This is a genomic window from Ureibacillus endophyticus (assembly GCF_024159215.1).
GTDB lineage: Bacteria > Bacillota > Bacilli > Bacillales_A > Planococcaceae > Ureibacillus > Ureibacillus endophyticus.
Window position 1 is genome coordinate 1,050,427 of sequence record NZ_JAMYWW010000001.1, and the last position, 18,830, is coordinate 1,069,256.

At 35.2% G+C, this 18,830-nt stretch carries 16 protein-coding genes; all 16 read left to right on the top strand.

All coding sequences use genetic code 11. From position 1 onward, the window contains the following. Window position 1 precedes the first annotated feature (1 nt). The 16 genes from dapA (at window position 2) to NKR20_RS05215 (ending at window position 18,769) form a co-directional block, all read left to right on the top strand. Entirely contained in the window at window positions 2-904 is a 903-nt protein-coding gene (gene dapA, locus NKR20_RS05140; protein WP_121213039.1) for a 4-hydroxy-tetrahydrodipicolinate synthase, read from the top strand. Between the two features lie 237 nt (window positions 905-1,141). Continuing rightward, entirely contained in the window at window positions 1,142-2,809 is a 1,668-nt protein-coding gene (locus tag NKR20_RS05145) for a ribonuclease J (protein ID WP_253424165.1), read from the top strand. Between the two features lie 159 nt (window positions 2,810-2,968). After that, entirely contained in the window at window positions 2,969-5,311 is a 2,343-nt protein-coding gene (locus tag NKR20_RS05150) for a DNA translocase FtsK (RefSeq protein WP_472926695.1), read from the top strand. 167 nt (window positions 5,312-5,478) lie between these two features. Beyond that, the gene (locus tag NKR20_RS05155) at window positions 5,479-6,207 is read left to right on the top strand and encodes a GntR family transcriptional regulator (RefSeq protein ID WP_121213042.1); all 729 of its coding nucleotides are present in this window, start codon (window positions 5,479-5,481) and stop codon (window positions 6,205-6,207) included. A gap of 50 nt (window positions 6,208-6,257) precedes the next feature. Continuing rightward, window positions 6,258-7,337 carry a BMP family lipoprotein gene (locus tag NKR20_RS05160; RefSeq protein ID WP_121213043.1) on the top strand — a complete coding sequence of 360 codons (1,080 nt, stop codon included), beginning with the start codon at window positions 6,258-6,260 and terminating at the stop codon, window positions 7,335-7,337. 187 nt (window positions 7,338-7,524) lie between these two features. Continuing rightward, a complete protein-coding gene (locus NKR20_RS05165) occupies window positions 7,525-9,072 on the top strand; it encodes an ABC transporter ATP-binding protein (RefSeq protein ID WP_253424172.1) in 1,548 nt (515 codons plus the stop codon). Further along, a complete protein-coding gene (locus tag NKR20_RS05170; RefSeq protein WP_121215016.1) occupies window positions 9,065-10,111 on the top strand; it encodes an ABC transporter permease in 1,047 nt (348 codons plus the stop codon). The genes NKR20_RS05165 and NKR20_RS05170 overlap by 8 nt, the downstream gene beginning before the upstream one ends. A gap of 1 nt (window position 10,112) precedes the next feature. After that, window positions 10,113-11,072: an ABC transporter permease gene (locus tag NKR20_RS05175; RefSeq protein ID WP_121215015.1), complete on the top strand. Its 960-nt coding sequence runs from the start codon at window positions 10,113-10,115 to the stop codon at window positions 11,070-11,072. A gap of 208 nt (window positions 11,073-11,280) precedes the next feature. Next, on the top strand, window positions 11,281-12,543 hold the full coding sequence (gene yfmF, locus NKR20_RS05180) for an EF-P 5-aminopentanol modification-associated protein YfmF (protein ID WP_253424176.1): 1,263 nt from the start codon (window positions 11,281-11,283) through the stop codon (window positions 12,541-12,543). 3 nt (window positions 12,544-12,546) lie between these two features. Further along, window positions 12,547-13,842, top strand: coding sequence for an EF-P 5-aminopentanol modification-associated protein YfmH (gene yfmH, locus NKR20_RS05185; RefSeq protein WP_121215013.1), 1,296 nt, complete (start codon window positions 12,547-12,549; stop codon window positions 13,840-13,842). Window position 13,843: 1 nt separating this feature from the next. After that, window positions 13,844-14,572, top strand: coding sequence for an elongation factor P 5-aminopentanone reductase (ymfI, locus tag NKR20_RS05190; protein WP_121215012.1), 729 nt, complete (start codon window positions 13,844-13,846; stop codon window positions 14,570-14,572). Window positions 14,573-14,615: 43 nt separating this feature from the next. Next, window positions 14,616-14,870 (top strand): DUF3243 domain-containing protein, encoded by a 255-nt coding sequence (locus NKR20_RS05195; protein ID WP_097072205.1) that lies wholly within the window; start codon window positions 14,616-14,618, stop codon window positions 14,868-14,870. A gap of 306 nt (window positions 14,871-15,176) precedes the next feature. Next, complete coding sequence (locus tag NKR20_RS05200) at window positions 15,177-15,974, top strand: DUF3388 domain-containing protein (RefSeq protein ID WP_121215011.1); 798 nt, start codon at window positions 15,177-15,179, stop codon at window positions 15,972-15,974. 18 nt (window positions 15,975-15,992) lie between these two features. Next, window positions 15,993-16,874 (top strand): helix-turn-helix domain-containing protein, encoded by an 882-nt coding sequence (locus tag NKR20_RS05205; RefSeq protein ID WP_414674161.1) that lies wholly within the window; start codon window positions 15,993-15,995, stop codon window positions 16,872-16,874. A 46-nt stretch (window positions 16,875-16,920) separates the two neighbouring features. Beyond that, a complete protein-coding gene (gene pgsA / locus NKR20_RS05210; RefSeq protein WP_121215009.1) occupies window positions 16,921-17,499 on the top strand; it encodes a CDP-diacylglycerol--glycerol-3-phosphate 3-phosphatidyltransferase in 579 nt (192 codons plus the stop codon). Between the two features lie 13 nt (window positions 17,500-17,512). After that, a complete protein-coding gene (locus NKR20_RS05215; RefSeq protein ID WP_253424179.1) occupies window positions 17,513-18,769 on the top strand; it encodes a competence/damage-inducible protein A in 1,257 nt (418 codons plus the stop codon). Window positions 18,770-18,830 lie beyond the last annotated feature (61 nt).

Below are 18,830 nucleotides of genomic sequence, written 5' to 3' on the forward strand. Positions count from 1 at the left end.
ATTGGACTTAGGTAGAATTGCTACTGCCATGGTTACCCCATTTGATGAAAATGGTAATATTAATTATGAAGTAGCAGAGGGAATAATTGAATATTTAATTCAAAATGGTACAGATACAATTGTTGTATGTGGGACGACAGGTGAAACCCCAACATTATCAATTCAGGAAAAAAGGGACTTTATTGATTTTACAATTAAAAAAGTAAATAAACGAATTCCAGTAATTGCTGGTGTTGGAGTGAACGATACAGCATACACAATTGAAGCAACTAAAGTGGTTGAGTCATTTGGGGCTGATGGCATTATGGTTGTTGCTCCATTTTATAATAAGCCAAATCAGCGCGGTATTTATGCGCACTTTGAGGCAATCTCAAAGGTAACGAATTTACCAATCGTGGTATATAACGTACCAGGTCGAACAGGTGTAAATATTGCAGCTGAAACGACGATTACTTTAAGCAAAATACCGAATATTCGTATTGTGAAAGAAGCATGTGGTAATTTAGATCAAATGACAGAAATATTAGCAAATGTTTCTGATGATACATTTATCTATAGTGGAGATGACTCGTTAACACTACCTCTAATTGCGATTGGAGGGCGTGGAGTTATTTCTGTAGCATCTCATGTTGTTGGCAATGAAATGCAAGCAATGATTCGCGCTTTTGAAGAAGGTCATCATAAGAAAGCAGCAGCAATCCATCAAGCGTTATTACCATTAATAAAACAATTATTCGCAAACCCTAATCCAGTTCCAGTTAAATACGCAATGAGTAAAGTAGGATTTAATGTAGAAAAGGTAAGACTTCCATTAGTTGAATTGACAGACGAAGATAAAGCAGCGTTTGATCAAGTATGGAACACATTCCAAGAAAAAATGAAAAAGTTAAACATAAATTCCTAAACATTTAGACTGTATATAAACTCATAGCATTGAGTTTATATACAGTCTTTTTTCATTGCTGCTAAGTAAAACTTGGTAGCTATTGTTTACTGAGAATAAAACAAGAGATTAATAGCGAATTCTCCATATCTGGTAGCTATTATTAAAATTTACGCTTTTTTATTTGTGCTTCATTACTGGACACCGTATAATGAATTTAAGTGGTTGTGCGTTCGGGATATTTTAGGAGGAAATCAAGTGACGAAAACAAAAAATGAAGTAATCCGTGTAATCCCCCTTGGCGGAGTGGGAGAAATCGGAAAATCTATGTACGTAATTGAAATAGATGACGAACTATTTGTCGTTGATAGTGGTTTGATGTTTCCAGAAGATGAAATGCTTGGAATCGATATTGTCATTCCGGATATTACTTACTTAGAAGAAAATAAAGAGCGTGTTAAAGGTATTTTCTTAACTCATGGACACGAAGACGCAATTGGTTCAATATCATATTTACTACAAAAAATTAAAGCACCAGTCTATGGATCGAAGTTAACAATTGCATTGGCTAAGGAACATATTAAAGACTTACCAGTGCCACACCCAGTTAAATTTTTCGAAGTGACGAACAAAAGTCGAATGAACTTCAACTCTACGTATGTGACATTCTTCCATGTGACACATAGCATTCCTGATTCTCTAGGAATTGTATTCCATACTTCAGAAGGTGCTATCGTGCATACTGGAGAGTTTAAATTTGACCAATCTGCAAAAGGAAAGTACAAACCTGATTTAGCAAAAATGGCACAAATCGGTGAAGAGGGTGTATTTATTTTACTTTCTGAATCGACAGAAGCAGAGCGACCAGGATATACAACAAGTGAAACGGTAATTGAAGAAAAGTTAGCAAAATACTTCTATTCAGCACCTGCACGAATTATTGTTGCAGTTTACGCATCGAATTTTATCCGAATTCAACAAGTATTTAACCAAGCACAAGATTCGAATCGCAAAATCGCAGTGATTGGAAAAAGTTTAGAAAAAGTAATCGATATAGGTGTAAAACTTGGTTATTTAACAATCGATGAATCCACTCTAATTCCTGTTAGTGAAATTCAAAAATATAATGATGAAGAATTAATCATTATTATTACGAGTAACCAAGGTGAACCTTTAGAAGCGTTAGATAAGATTGTTCGAAAACAACATCGCGACATTCGAATTAAAGAAACAGACACTGTGCTAATCACTTTCACTCCTTCACCGGGGATGGAAATTCAGATGGCAAGTGCAATGAACAATCTTGCTAAACTGGGTGCTACGGTTTTAACATCGGATAAAAAAGTTCATGTATCAGGTCATGGTAGTCAAGAAGACTTGAAAATGATGTTAAACCTAATGAAACCAAAATACTTTATCCCAATACAAGGCGAATATAGAATGTTAATCGCTCATTCTAAGTTAGCACAAGCAACGGGATTACAAAAATCACAAATTTTTATTGCCGATAAAGGTGATATTGTAGAATACAAAAATGGCAAAATGCGTATGAGCGGCCGTGTACAAGCCGGTAATGTACTTATTGATGGTATCGGTGTTGGAGATGTCGGAAACATTGTATTACGTGATCGTAAATTACTTTCACAAGATGGCATTTTCATAGTTGTTGTAACTTTGAACCGAGCCCAAAAGAAAATAGCATCTGGCCCAGAAATTTTATCTCGCGGATTTGTTTATGTGCGTGAGTCCGAACAGTTAATACTAGAAGCAACTGACCTCGCACGTGGTGTTATTGAAAAGTATGTAGATAAAGATACATTCGAGTGGACAAACATTAAACAAGAAATCCGTGATACGCTTAACGCTTACTTATTCCAAAAAACAAAGCGCCGCCCAATGATTATCCCAATTATTATGGAATATTAAGCACAAAAGTTTTAAAACAGGTTGTCGACAAAAAAATAGTTTAAAACTTGAAGGATTAATCGTCATCAACCGAGAAGGATTTTCTTAGCCGAATTAACGGTAAAGGAAATCCTTTTTTTCGCTAAAATATATGATAGTTTAGTTGTAATAGAAAAGTAGGTGAAAAAAGTGGCACAGAAAAAGCCGAGTACAAAAGCAAAAACAGGACTTCATCCGTTAGCTTATGAAATTATTGGCCTATTATTAATTGCCTTTGCAATTATCGTATTTTTTGAATATGGAGTTGTAGGTCGCACAATTCAGACAATATCGATGTTTCTTTTTGGAAACCTATATATTGCAGTTCCATTTTTTGCAGTATTCACTGCAGTATTATTAATGGTCCAAAGAAAAGGGATTTCCTTTAAAGATCGAGTTGTACAGGGATCTATTTTAATTCTATTAAGCTTATCGATATTTGGACATAGTGTATTATTTGAAGAATTATATAAAAGCAACAAACTACTAACAGATTCCGTTTTGAGGGAAACTTGGCGATTACTTATTGAAATGGATGGCATCGAAAATCGTAGTAGTGCATTAGGTGGTGGTATGATTGGTGCACTATTTTTTAGCATGTTCCATATTTTGTTTGATTCTGCAGGAGCAAAAATTGCTGCATGGTTTATATTATTTATTGGTATCATTTTAATTACTGGAAAAGCATTTGTTCCTTTAATAATAGAAAAAGCACCAAAAATTAAAAAAAGTTTCCCTAGAAGAAGAAAAAGAAGTAAAAGATCCGTAGTAAAAGACGAAAAACCAAAACGGCGAAGAAAGGCTAAAGAGAAATCAATAGCAGATGAAATAGCGATGACTACGGATGAAAAAGTCCCAATTAATCAACCCTCACATTATTTTGAAGAAGAAGAGCAAATAGAAGAACCGATCATACAGGCATTTACACGTAATATCCATAAGGAACAACCAAAACAAGAAAAAGTAAATGTTGAAGAAGTACCTGAAGAAAGCAGGGAAGACATTGAAAAATTTGATAAATCCCTTCAACAAGCTGTAGAAGTAAATGTTGAAAACATAAATTATCGATTACCATCGATGAACTTGTTAGAACTTCCTCCCTCCCATGATCAAAGTGGTGAATATTCCATTATTCAATCTAATGCGAAAAAGCTTGAACAAACTTTTTATAGTTTTGGTGTAAAAGCGAAAGTAACTCAAGTTCATCTAGGTCCAGCTGTTACAAAGTATGAAGTAATGCCTGATATTGGGGTAAAGGTGAGTAAAATCGTAAGTCTTCAAGACGATTTAGCATTAGCCCTTGCAGCGAAGGATATTCGGATGGAAGCACCGATTCCAGGTAAGTCAGCAATCGGTATTGAAGTACCAAATAGCGAGATTGCCATGGTTACGTTAAGGGAGGTACTGGAGGCAAAAGAAAATAATAAGCCAAATTCAAAATTATTAATTGGATTTGGTCGAGATATTACTGGGCAAGCAATTTTATCTGAACTTGATAAAATGCCCCATCTACTTGTAGCTGGTTCTACAGGAAGTGGGAAAAGTGTTTGTATTAATGGAATTATCTTATCCATTTTAATGCGTGCAGCTCCCCATGAAGTAAAAATGATGTTAATCGATCCAAAAATGGTTGAATTAAATGTATATAACGGAATTCCACATTTATTAGCACCTGTAGTAACGGATGCAAGAAAAGCGTCACAAGCATTGCAAAAAGTAGTTTCTGAAATGGAACGCAGATATGATTTGTTTTCCCATACAGGTACTCGAAATATTAAAGGATACAACGACCATATAGAACAGATTAATAGAACTCAAAATGAAAAACAGCCAAAATTACCTTATATCGTTGTTATTATTGACGAGTTAGCAGATTTGATGATGGTAGCTTCCCATGATGTAGAAGATTCGATTACTCGATTAGCGCAAATGGCACGTGCAGCAGGTATTCACCTAATAATCGCAACACAAAGACCATCAGTGGATGTAATTACTGGAGTTATTAAAGCAAACATTCCTTCACGTATTGCTTTTGCAGTATCATCTACAGTCGATTCGCGCACAATATTAGATATGGGTGGTGCTGAACGATTATTAGGGAGAGGTGATATGTTATTTTTACCAGCGGGTTCTTCAAAGCCAATTCGTGTCCAAGGATCGTTTGTTTCAGATGCTGAAGTAGAGGCAGTTGTTGATTTTGTAATTGAACAACAAAAAGCTCAATATGATGAAACTATGATTCCAACAGACGAACCAGATAAAACTTTTGAAGATGAAACTGATGAATTATATGACGAAGCTGTACAACTTGTAGTTGAGATGCAGACCGCTTCCGTTTCGATGTTACAGCGTCGTTTTAGAATTGGTTATTCAAGAGCAGCACGTATTGTCGATCAGATGGAAATGAGGGGAGTAGTTGGTCCACCAGATGGTAGTAGACCTCGACAAGTACTTATTACAAAAGCAGGAGTCGAAAATGGATAGCCTTTAATAATAGCATATTAATGTCAAAAAACGTTAATAATCTACTTTTATTAAAGAATAATTGTATGCAAATCTATTTCCTTTAATGAATAAAAATGGTATAGTATGAACGATTAGTAGGAATGTTCAACATCAGATGTCTGATCTTTTGTTGTGGTGGTGATGAAATGTCAATAAAAGCAGACCATCGTCATTTATACCTACAAGTAATTGATCGTTTAAAATCGGATATAGAAAAAGGAATATATAAAGAAAATGAAAAACTTCCTTCCGAATTTATACTTTCAAAAGAACTTGGGGTAAGTCGTGCAACATTACGTGAAGCGCTAAGATTATTAGAAGAAGAGAATGTTATCGTTCGCCGCCATGGAGTTGGAACATTCGTAAATCCAAAACCTGTCTTTTCTTCAGGTATTGAACAATTATCGAGTATTTCATCCATGATTGAAAAAGCTGGGATGACACCAGGAACAATTTTCATTAAGGCAACTGAAGACACTCCAACAGAAGATGATTTAGAACGCTTTGGCTGTGACGCAAATGACTTGGTAATTACAATTGAACGAGTAAGAACAGCTAATGATGAACCTGTAGTCTACTGTGTGGACAAGGTATTGGCTAAACATCTTCCAGAAGATTTCGTTCAGAAAAAAGAAGTATCCATTTTCTCGTCGCTTGAACAATCTGGTGACATTCACGTGGCCTATGCTGTAACTTACATTGATCCAATTGGATATCATGAACAAGTATCACCTATATTAAACTGCGGTCGAGAAACAGCATTACTTGTATTAAAACAACTACATTATGATGATAATGATTGTGTTGTTCTCTACTCTAAGAATTACTTCCGGGCTGATAAGTTCAGTTTCCATGTAATTCGTAAAAGAGTGTAGAGCAAGGTTCAAAAATTCCTGCTAATTACAAAATCTTGGGGGGTTATCTCATGAAGAAACGTAAATTTGCCTTTGCGTTATCAGGGTTATTAGCACTTGGTACAATCCTTGGCGCATGTGGTACAAAAGATGAAACAGAAGAAAAAGATACGAACACTGGTACTGAAGAAACTGCTGAAAACTTCTCTGTTGCAATGGTAACAGATACTGGTGGGGTAGATGACAGATCATTCAACCAATCAACTTGGGAAGGTATCCAAGCATTTGGTGAAGAAAATGGCCTTGAAAAAGGCGATGGTGGTATTGATTATTTAGAATCAAAATCAGAATCTGATTATGTAACAAACTTAAATAACTTAATTCGTCGTGACTTTGATTTAGTATTTGCAGTAGGTTTCGCATTACATGATGCAGTTGATGAAATTGCTGGTCAAAAACCAGAAGCAAAAATCGCTATTATTGACGAAGTTGTTGATGGTAGAGATAACGTAGCATCAATTATGTTCCGTGCAAACGAAGCTTCATACTTAGCAGGTGTAGCTGCAGCTCTTGAAACAAAAACAAACAAAATTGGTTTCATCGGTGGTATGGAAGGTGCTATCATTGGTGGATTCCAAGCTGGTTTCGAAGCTGGTGTAGCAGCAATTAATCCAGATATCAAAGTTGATGTAAAATATGCAGAGTCTTTCACTGATGCAGCAAAAGGTCAACAAATTGCAAAAAGCATGTATGATTCAGGTGTAGATATTATCTTCCACGCTGCTGGTGGTGTAGGTAACGGTTTATTTACAGAAGCAAAAGAACGTAAACAAAAAGATCCTAATGCAAATATTTGGGCTATCGGTGTAGACCGTGACCAATATGATGAAGGTAAAGTTGATGATAATACAAACATCGTATTAACATCTGTATTAAAACGCGTTGACGTTGCAGCTCAAGAAGTTGCAAAATTAGCTAAAGAAGGTAACTTCCCTGGTGGACAAACAATCACTTATGGTTTAAAAGATCAAGGTGTAGACTTAGCTGATTCTCGCGGTGCTATTTCTGAAGAAAACTTAGCAAAAATTGAAGAATATAAACAACAAATTATTGATGGAACAATTAAAGTTCCAGAACAACCTGAGAAATAATTTTAGGTTTTCATGAAGGCTAGCCTAGCTAGTCTTCATGTTCTTTTAATGTTTAGAAACTTAAAAACGTTAACAGATGAAAGGTTTTAAAATTACATAAATTTACTAATAACGATTGAAACCTTTCTTGTGTTAATATACAAGTCTACTAGTTTAAAAAATATAAGTGTCCAAGGGAGTGAACACATTGGAATATGTGATTGAGATGCTTGGAATCCGCAAACAATTTGGGGATTTTGTAGCAAATGACAACATCACCCTTCAACTTAAAAAAGGCGAAATTCATGCACTACTTGGCGAAAATGGTGCAGGGAAATCGACGTTGATGAATGTACTCTTTGGGTTATATCAACCGGAAGCAGGAACAATTAAAGTTCACGGTAAAGAAGTTAAAATAACTGACCCAAATGTTGCAAATAAACTTGGAATTGGTATGGTACATCAACACTTTATGCTAGTTGAAAATTTTACGGTGACGGAAAACATTATTCTAGGTGCGGAGCCAACGAAAATGGCGACGATTAATATTAAAGATGCATCAAAAAAAGTTCAAGAACTATCTGAAAAATATGGCTTGAATGTAGATGCCAATGCAAAAATAGAGGATATTTCTGTTGGGATGCAGCAACGTGTGGAAATTTTGAAAACGCTTTATCGAGGTGCTGACATATTAATCTTCGATGAACCGACTGCATCACTAACGCCTCAGGAAATTACAGAATTAATTCAAATTATGAAACGTCTAATTGAAGAAGGTAAATCCATTATTTTAATTACTCATAAATTAAAAGAAATCATGGATGTTTCTGACCGAGTAACGGTAATCCGTAAAGGGAAAGGAATTGGCACTGTTATAACAGCAGAAACAAATCCAAATCAACTAGCGGAATTAATGGTTGGACGTCAAGTAGTATTTAAAACAGAGAAAAAAGAGGCACAACCAAAAGATGTTGTTCTACAAATTGATAAATTAGTTGTTGCCGATAACCGTGGAATCGATAAAGTCAAAGGATTAAATTTATCGGTACGTGCAGGTGAAATCGTAGGGATTGCAGGGATTGATGGAAACGGTCAATCTGAACTTATCGAAGCAATTACTGGTCTTAGAAAAGTAAAAGAAGGAAAAATTACTCTAAACGGCCAAGATATTACAGGTTTAAAACCACGTAAAATTACTGAGTCAGGTCTTGGACATATCCCTCAAGACCGTCATAAACATGGACTTGTATTAGATTTTCCTATTGGACATAACATTGCTTTACAAACATACTACCAAGCGCCGATTTCAAAAAATGGTGTAATTAATTACAAAAAAGTAAGCGAGATTGCTCGTAAGATAATTGAAGAATATGACGTTCGTACTGGACATGGCGAATCTTCAATTGCACGTTCACTATCTGGTGGTAACCAGCAAAAGGCTATTATTGGGCGTGAAATTAATAGAAATCCAGATTTATTAATTGCAGCTCTACCTACTCGCGGACTTGATGTAGGTGCCATTGAATTTATTCATAAACGTTTAATTGAACAACGTGACAAAGGAAAAGCTGTATTACTTATTTCCTTTGAACTTGATGAAGTAATGAATGTTTCTGACCGAATCGCTGTAATTTATGATGGTTCAATAATTGATACAGTGTTCCCAAATGAAACAAATGAACAAGAACTAGGTTTATTAATGGCAGGTCAATCGCTACAAGAAAACGGAAATAAAGTAGGTGGCGAAAATGAATAAACGACTAATTAATATTCTTGTTCCACTAATTTCAATTGTACTCGGGTTAATTATAGGTGCGATTGTAATGGCTGCAAGTGGATTTAATCCAATTGATGGCTATGCGGCATTGTGGAACGGTATTTTTATGGATTCTTATACACTTGGTGAAACTGTTCGTCAGATTACGCCATATGTGTTCTCAGGTTTAGCGGTTGCCTTTGCTTTTAGAACAGGGCTTTTCAACATCGGGGTTGAAGGTCAGCTTATTATGGGGTGGTTGGCTGCTGCCTATGTAGGACAGGCTTTTGAACTACCTGCAATCATTCACTTACCATTAGCATTGATCGCAGCTGCTGTTGCGGGTGCATTATGGGCATTTATTCCAGGTTTATTAAAAGCGAAATTACAAGTGCACGAAGTAATTGTAACGATTATGTTGAACTATACTGCATTACATGTGGCAAATGCATTGATTGACGTTATTTCTGGTGGTGGAGAACGTACTGAAAAAATTCATGCAACGGCATCTCTACGCTCTGAATTCTTTCAATCCATTACAGATTACTCTCGTTTACACTGGGGATTCGTCCTTGCATTAATTGCTGTAATGGTTATGTGGTTTATATTAGAAAAAACTACGCGCGGGTATGAACTAAAAGCAGTAGGATTTAATAAACACGCTTCACAATATGCTGGAATGAACGTTAGTAAAAATATCATTCTTGCAATGGTTATTTCAGGTGCCTTTGCTGGTCTCGGTGGGGCAATGGAAGCATTAGGAACGTTTGAAAATATGACAAAGTTACATGCAAGTACAGGTATCGGTTTTGATGGAATTGCGGTAGCCTTACTTGGGGCTAATCAACCATTTGGAGTACTTCTTGGTGCAATCCTATTCGGTTCACTAAAATATGGTGGATTAAATATGCCTAGTGAAGCAGGAGTCCCTACAGAAATCGTTTCGATTGTTATTGCATTAATTATTTTCTTTGTAGCTTCAGGCTATGTTATTCGATTGGCGCTTGAACGTCTTAGTAAGAGAAAGGAGGTAAAATAACATGAGCTTTTTAGAAGTGTTATATTTTATCATTCCTTCTGCAATTTTCTACGCGGCGCCATTAATTATGACAGCTATTGGTGGGGTATTCACTGAACGATCAGGTGTTGTAAACATTGGTCTTGAAGGCATTATGATTGTTGGAGCAGCAAGTAGTATTATTTTCAATCTTACATTTGCAGACCAATTCGGCGATGCAACACCGTGGATTGGATTAATCGTAGCCATGTTATTCGGAATTTTATTATCTGCAATTTTAGCTGTTGCAGCGGTATCTTTACGAGCAGATCAAACAGTATCTGGTGTAGCCTTAAATATGTTAGGGTTAGCTGGAGCAGTATTTACTGTTAAAATGATTTACGATAAAGGTCAAACAGATTCAATTACAGAACGTTTTTCACGTTTCGATATTCCACTTTTAAGTGATATCCCTGTTATCGGAAAAATGTTCTTTGTAGACGTTTATGCAACATCTATTTTAGCCGTTGCTGTAGCAATCATTGCATGGTTCATCATAACAAAAACACCATTTGGATTGAGATTACGTGCAGTAGGTGAACACCCAATGGCTGCTGATACAATGGGTGTCAACGTAACAAAAATGAGATATATGGCTGTACTTATTTCCGGAGCATTAGGTGGAATTGGTGGAGCAATTTATGCACAAGCGATTGCAGGTAACTTTGGTGCTTCAACAATTAGTGGACAAGGTTTCATGGCAATTGCAGCGATGATTTTTGGTAAATGGCATCCAATTGGTGCACTTGGGGCAGCACTGTTCTTTGGTTTTGCTCAAGCATTAAGTGTTGTGGGTTCGTCCATTCCTTATATTAAGGATGTACCAGATGTATTTTTACACATCCTACCGTATGTATTAACAATCTTGGCTCTAGCAGGATTTATAGGTAAAGCGAACGCACCAAAAGCAAGTGGTGTACCATATATAAAAGGAAAAAGATAATTTTCCTAAAAAGATCACTTCTCACACATGTGGAAGTGGTCTTTTTTATTGTGCATGAATTAAACAACTGTTGTAGGGCAAAATATAGGATGAATTATTAAATTTTTCACATAATGAGAAACAAATTGGATTATTTTTGCATAAACACCAATTATACATGTATAGTAAGTATAGTTACTTCTAAAGATTGATGTCAGGAGGAATTTTTTTGTTTCTAACAACAAAGATAGCGGAAGGTGTAAATCTTCATATAAGACAAACTACCCAATTTAAGACAGTTAATTTTTCAATAAAATGGAGAGCCCCATTAACGGAGGAAACTGCAGCAGCACGAGCAGTTTTGTCAAACGTATTACACCATAGTAATGGAAAATATAAAAAATCAGCGCAGTTTCGTAGTTATTTAGACGATTTATATGGAACTGTTTTGTATTTTGATGCTTCCAAGCGTGGTAATGAACATACGGTATTATTAAATATTGAAACAGTCAACGATCAATATTTAGCTAATAGTAATGTATTAAACGATGTTCTAGATTTATTAAAGACAGTTGTTTTCGAACCAAATTTTGAAAATGAGAAATTTGTATCATCTATTGTAGAACGTGAAAAAGAGATGATTATTCAACGTATTCAATCGATTTTTGATGACAAAACCCGTTATGCTCAAACTCGCTTGGCACAAATTATCCGACCAAATCATCCTGCTTCAATTTCCGCAAATGGAACGATTGAAACAGTTAAGAAAGTAACTCCAGAATCCTTAACGGATAGTTATTATTCAATGATTAACGAAGACCAAGTTGATATCTATGTAGTAGGAGATATTGATGTAGAGGAAGTACAAAACAAGTTAATTCAAGTTTTACAATTTAAAGACCGTACACCAAAAAAACTAGAGCAACAAAATCAAGAGTCAAAACCAGAAAAAGAATATACAAAAGAACAACAAGATATGAAACAAGGTAAACTTCATATTGGTTTTAGTACGCCAGTCTTGTTTGGCGATGAAGACTTCCCTAAAATGCAAATTTTCAATGGTGTATTTGGGGGTTATGCACATTCAAAATTATTTATGAATGTTCGTGAGCGTGAAAGTTTAGCTTATTATGCATCTAGTTCTTATTCAGCGCAATATGGCTTAGTATATGTAGTATCTGGTATTGAACCCGCTAATGAAAAGAAAGCAACAGATGTTATTTTTGAGCAATTAGATGCTATCAAAAATGGAGAAATTACAGATTTAGAACTAAATCAAACAAAAGCTATGTTAACAAATCAACTGAAAGAAGCCCTTGATTTAGCGAGAGGTCAAATTGATATTTATGATCAATATAAAAATTTAGGAGAAACATTCTCTGTTGATAAATGGAAAGAACGATGGGCAAAAGTTACAAAGAAAGACGTGCAAAAAATGGCATCACAAGTAAAACTAGAAGCAATTTATTTCTTATGTGGAAAGGAGGCTTAAGCCGTGAAAGCAATTGAATTCAATCAATTAGATGAAACGTTATATTATAAAAAATTATCAAACGGTTTAGATGTATATATTTTACCGAAAAAAGGATTTTCAAAAACTTTTGTGACATTTACAACGAAATACGGTTCTATTGATCGTACTTTTGTACCAATCGGTGAAAATGAATCAATTACAGTACCAGATGGAATTGCACACTTTTTAGAACATAAAATGTTTGAAAAAGAAGATGGGGATGTCTTCCAACAATTTAGTGAAGCTGGTGCATCAGCCAACGCCTTTACTTCCTTTACTCGTACAGCTTATTTATTCTCTGCAACGGATAATATTTATAAAAGTACTGAAACATTATTAAACTTTGTTCAAGAACCTTATTTTACTGAAGAAACAGTAAATAAAGAAAAAGGGATTATAGGTCAAGAAATAACGATGTACGATGACCAACCGGATTGGCGTCTATATTTCGGTGCAATCGAAAATATGTACCATACACATCCAGTAAAAATTGATATTGCAGGGACAATCGAATCAATTGATAAAATCACTGCCGAGCATTTATATACATGCTATAACACGTTTTATCACCCATCGAACATGTTATTATTTGTAGTTGGTGCAATTGATCCTACTGAAATGATGGCATTTATAGAAGATAACCAAAATAAAAAAGAATTCCCTGAACCAACACCAATTGAACGTCATTTTGAAGATGAACCATTAGATGTTGCTGTTAAAGAACGCGAACTGAAAATGGATGTTCAAAAACCAAAAGTATATGTTGGCTTAAAGGCTAAAGAAACAGATTTAAGCGGGGAAGAAATGTTAAAACATGAACTTTCTGTCCAAATCGCTTTAGAGTGTCTATTTGGTCGTGCATCTGATTTCTATACAGAAGTATATGAAAACGGTTTGATAGATGAATCTTTTGCCTATGATTTCTCATTAGAAAAGGGATATGGATTTGCTTTAATCGGTTCAGATTCAACAAGTCCAGATGAATTAGCACAGCGTATTAAAGAAGAAATCAATAATGCAGAACAATTATTATCTTCAGAAGCCATTGAAAGAGTAAAACGTAAAAAAATTGGTTATTTCTTAAGAGCATTAAACTCGATGGAATTTATTGCAAACCAATTTACGAGATATAAATTTAATGATATGAATTTGTTTGATGCAGTTCCAGTTATCGAGACAATTACTGAAGAAGATGTCAAAAATGCATTCAAAACAATCCAGGGTGAGTCACAACAAACAGTATTTAAAATCTTACCTTCAAGTGAGAAAGAAGCTTAAAATGAAGAAGTTTGCCCTTGTAATAGGTGCTTCAGGTGCAATAGGTAGTGCAATAGTTAAGCGACTAGCAGATAGAGGTTGGTCGCTCTATTTACATTTCAATTACAATCGTACTAAGGTAAATGAATTGCAAATGGAATTGTCCGAAAAATATAAAGACCAAGAGTTTCTAGTGGTACAATCAGACTTTTCATTAAATAACGCAGCTGAACTATTAGCTTCTCAACTTTATTCACTTCAAGCAATTGTCTTTGCTGGTGGCCATGCATATTATGGACTTATAGAAGACACACCTGTAGAAGAAATGGATAAATTATGGAAAGTACATGTGCAAAACCCAATGCGTTTACTTGCATTAGTATCGAGTAAATTGAGAGCGAATAAAGTAAGTTATGTACTATTTATTGGTTCTATTTGGGGTGAGGCAGGTGCAGCTTTTGAAACAGTTTACAGTGCTGTAAAAGGTGCACAACATGCTTTCGTAAAATCCTATGCTAAAGAAGTCGCCTACAATCATATACTTGTTAATGCGATAGCACCTGGATTAATTGAAACTAAGATGAACGCACATTTATCAGAAGATGAACAACTACAATTACAGGACGATATTCCATTGGGAAGACCTGGTAGTATTGAAGATGTTGCAAATTTAGTTGCTTTTTATCTAAGTGGTGAAGCGGATTATATAACTGGACAAATTATTCGAATTAATGGTGGATGGTACATATAATCTCCGAAGCTGCACATAATAAAGTGCAAAGGAGGAGATTACAATGTTATTAGAAAACTGGGAAAAATGGACATCATTTTTAGGTCAACAAGTTGAAGAAGCAAAAGAACACGGAATGAGTAAAAAAGTGATTGAAAAAACTGCTGTTCAAATTGGTGACTACTTAGCTAAAAATGTTGATCCAAAAAATGAACAAGAGCGAGTACTTTCCGATTTATGGGGAGTAGCAGATAGCGAAGAAAAACATGCGCTTGCTAACTGTGTAATTAAACTTGTACAAAAAAATCGTGTACAATAAACACAGCTTTCGAAAGGCGTCCGATACTTTTGCAAATTAGCAACAGTTAAGGACGCTTATTACAATTTTTTCATAAGGAGGCTAGTCCTCCTTTTTCTTCTATCAATCTTTCTGAAATACAATTATTCATCATTTTTCGACAAAGAAATTTCCTTTTTCTCGTTTTTTAACGTCTTTTATTTCCGTTTTAATAAAATTTTATAAAATGGAAGAAAATCGCATGTTTCTAACTTTTCAATACATATAAAATCCGCTATGATGAAACTTATAAAAGAAATAATCGTTTCGTTTATGGAGGGCGGTTTCATGGGAGAATGGTATTTTGAATATGAGATTCAAGTAAATCGTCCAGGTTTATTAGGAGATATTGCATCTTTACTCGGTATGTTGCGTGTAAATATTGTTTCAATTAATGGTATTGATGAAGATCGTCGTGGAATGCTATTAAAAGCGGAGAAGCAAGAATCAATTGAACGGTTCATGTCAATTGTTTCAACGATGGACAATATTCATGTAACAAAATTTCGGGAGCCAAAAGTCAGGGATCGACTAGCTGTTATGCATGGTAAATATATTACAAGGGATGCGGACGAAAAAAACACCTTCCGTTTTGTTCGTGATGAACTCGGAATATTAGTCGATTTCATGGCAGAATTATTTAAAAAGGAAGGGAATAAATTAATTGGTATCCGTGGTATGCCTCGAGTAGGCAAAACGGAATCTGTTGTTGCTGCCAGTGTATGTGCCAATAAAAAGTGGATTTTCTTATCATCAACAATGATTAAACAAACCGTCCGTAATCAATTAATAGGTGATGAATTTAATCAAAACAATCTATTTATACTAGATGGTGCAGTTACAAGAAGAACAACAGACGAACGTCATCAACAACTTGTTAGGGAAATAATGCGATTACCTGCCACAAAAGTTGTAGAGCATCCTGATTTGTTTGTCCAACACTCAGAATATAAACTTGAAGATTTCGATTACATTATTGAACTACGTCACCATCCAGACGAAGTGATTACGTATGAGATAATTGAGAAAAATGAGATGATGTCACAGAATGACCAATTTGGTGGTTTTGGTGGATTTAATTTTTAGTAATTTAGAAAGAAGTAGGTGTTATTGTTGACAGAACTCGGTACTCGCCTTAAAGAAGCGAGGTTATCAAAAGGATACAGTTTGGATGACTTACAAGAGATTACAAAAATTCAAAAACGATATCTTGTAGGTATAGAAGAAGGTAATTACTCGATTATGCCTGGATCATTTTACGTACGGGCATTTATTAAGCAATATGCAGAAGCAGTAGGTTTAGATGCAGATGAAATTTTAGCAGAATTTAAAAAAGATCTCCCGAATCAACCAACAGAAGAGGTTGCTCAATCGATTTCACAAAGTCCTACGCGTAGAAAGCTTAATACAAGGTCAACAAATCGTTTATTAGAAACAATGCCAAAAATTATTGTGGCTTTATTTATTGTTGTGATTATTTTGGCTATTTGGTTTTTAAATCAACAAAAAGTTTCCAATACACCGGATGATTTAGAAGATGATGTTTCCGAAGTGGAATATGATAAATCACCTACTCCTACGAAACCTGTTGAAGAAGAAACAGATAAAGAAGACAACGAAGTGACAGAAGAGCCTGTTGAAGAAGAGGAAGAGGAACCGGTTGTAACCCAAACGATTACTCCAGGTGAAGTAAGTGGCGAAACAACGAATTATACTTTAACAGGAACAGATACAATGAAAATTCGAATTGAAGTCTCAGGTGAAACTTGGGTAGGAATTCGAAATGCTAACGGTGATGAGCAAGTGGATGCCCGTGTATATCAAGCAGGTGAAGTTGTAGAGCATGACTCAACAACAAATGCCTATGCACGTATTCGACTTGGAAATTCGAAAGCCGCAAAAGTATTTGTAAATGATGAAGAACTTAAGTACGTTCAAGATATTACTACACAAAATATAATTATTACATTACAACAAGAACAGTAGTCATCTCTAAGATGGCTATTTTCTTTCGAATGAAAGGTGTTAAAAAATGAATTTACCGAATAAGATTACAATCTCTAGAATATGTTTAATACCATTATTTGTGATTGTAATACTATTTGATTTTAATTGGGGTTCTATGGAGTTATTAGGTGCAGAAATGCCTGTCAATCACTTTGTTGCGGCGATGATTTTTATCATTGCCTCAACAACGGATTGGGTGGATGGTCACTTTGCGCGGAAATATAACTTAGTTACAACTTTAGGGAAATTTCTTGATCCATTAGCAGATAAATTACTTGTAAGTGCAGCATTTATCGTACTTGTTGAATTAGGTATGGCTCCTTCTTGGATTATCATCATTATTTTAAGTAGAGAATTTGCTGTTACTGGCTTACGAGCAATTTTAGCTGGTGAAGGTGAAATTGTGGCAGCAAGTCAATTAGGTAAAATCAAAACATGGGCACAAATTGTCGCGATTTCTGCTTTGTTATTACACAATATTATTTTTGAACTACTAAACATCCCATTTGATATGATTGCCCTTTATGTTGCATTAATTTTTACTATTTGGTCAGGTTGGGAATATTTTTATTTAAATCGTCGTGTGTTTGTCAACTCTAAATAAGCGAGGTTAGTGTATGAATGCAGAAATCATAGCAGTAGGCTCAGAGTTACTTTTAGGACAAATCGCCAATACCAATGCAAAATTTATCTCTAATCAATTGTCTGAATTAGGGATAAATGTGTATTATCATACGGTTGTAGGGGATAATGCAAATCGATTAAAGTCGGCAATTGAGATAGCTGAATCAAGGGCTAATTTAATCATCTTTTCAGGTGGGCTTGGACCGACTAAAGATGATTTAACTAAGGAAACCATAGCAAATCATTTAGGTGTTTCGTTAACCTTTGACGAAACTGCTTTAAACTATATTGAACAATTTTTTGCTAAAATAAATCGTCCAATGACAGAGAATAATCGAAAACAAGCGCTGATTCTTGATGGTAGCGAAGTGTTAGCAAACCATCATGGCATGGCTCCAGGTATGCTACTAGAAAAAAATAACCATACATATATCTTACTACCTGGACCACCAAAAGAGCTTGAACCAATGTTTCAATATGAAGCAAAGCCAAAACTAGTAGCTAGACTTAATGGTGAAAGTGTGATCATGTCTCATGTTTTACGATTTTACGGAATTGGTGAGGCAGAACTAGAACATAAAGTACAACATATTTTAGATACTCAAACAAACCCTACAATAGCTCCCCTTGCTTCTGATGGAGAAGTTACATTAAGAATTACTGCAAAGTCAAACTCAGAGCAAGTAGCGAAGGATTTGATTAAAGCTAAGGAAGACGAGATATTAGCAATTGTAGGAGAGTTTCACTATGGAAATAATGATGATTCATTAGCATCAAAATTAGTAGAAATGCTCTTGCATAATAAACTGACGATATCCGCTGCAGAAAGCTTAACTGCTGGGTTATTCCAATCTGAATTAGCTGAAATTTCAGGAGTAAGCGGTACTTTAGTTGGTGGTGTTGTTACATACACTGAAAATGCAAAGATTAACCAACTGGGTATCGAAAAATCTTTATTAGATCAATATGGCATTGTTAGCCAAGAGTGTGCGGCGGAAATGGCTGTAAAGGTGAGAGAAAAATTCGGAACAGATATTGGTGTCGGATTAACTGGTGCAGCAGGTCCTGAACCTCATGACGGTCAACCTGCAGGAACGATTTGGATTGGTTTTAGTATTAAAGGTTATGAACCGGTAACACGTCAATTAAAACTGTCAGGAATGCGTAATACAAATCGTTTAAGAGCTGTCAAATTAGCATTTAGTTATTTAATGCGTCTATTAGCTGAAAAGGGTTACGAAAAAAAATAACTGGTAACACCTCTTATTTTCTATTTCCTGAAGAAGAATAGATTGCCAGTTTATATTCGCC

Excerpts from the sequence above, each read along its gene's own strand:
- NKR20_RS05195 (WP_097072205.1), top strand. The coding sequence starts at position 14,616 with ATGTTATTAGAAAACTGGGAAAAATGGACATCATTTTTAGGTCAACAA.
- ymfI (WP_121215012.1), top strand. The coding sequence starts at position 13,844 with ATGAAGAAGTTTGCCCTTGTAATAGGTGCTTCAGGTGCAATAGGTAGT.
- NKR20_RS05155 (WP_121213042.1), top strand. The coding sequence starts at position 5,479 with ATGTCAATAAAAGCAGACCATCGTCATTTATACCTACAAGTAATTGAT.
- NKR20_RS05175 (WP_121215015.1), top strand. The coding sequence starts at position 10,113 with ATGAGCTTTTTAGAAGTGTTATATTTTATCATTCCTTCTGCAATTTTC.
- NKR20_RS05215 (WP_253424179.1), top strand. The coding sequence starts at position 17,513 with ATGAATGCAGAAATCATAGCAGTAGGCTCAGAGTTACTTTTAGGACAA.
- pgsA (WP_121215009.1), top strand. The coding sequence starts at position 16,921 with ATGAATTTACCGAATAAGATTACAATCTCTAGAATATGTTTAATACCA.
- NKR20_RS05170 (WP_121215016.1), top strand. The coding sequence starts at position 9,065 with ATGAATAAACGACTAATTAATATTCTTGTTCCACTAATTTCAATTGTA.
- NKR20_RS05160 (WP_121213043.1), top strand. The coding sequence starts at position 6,258 with ATGAAGAAACGTAAATTTGCCTTTGCGTTATCAGGGTTATTAGCACTT.
- NKR20_RS05200 (WP_121215011.1), top strand. The coding sequence starts at position 15,177 with ATGGGAGAATGGTATTTTGAATATGAGATTCAAGTAAATCGTCCAGGT.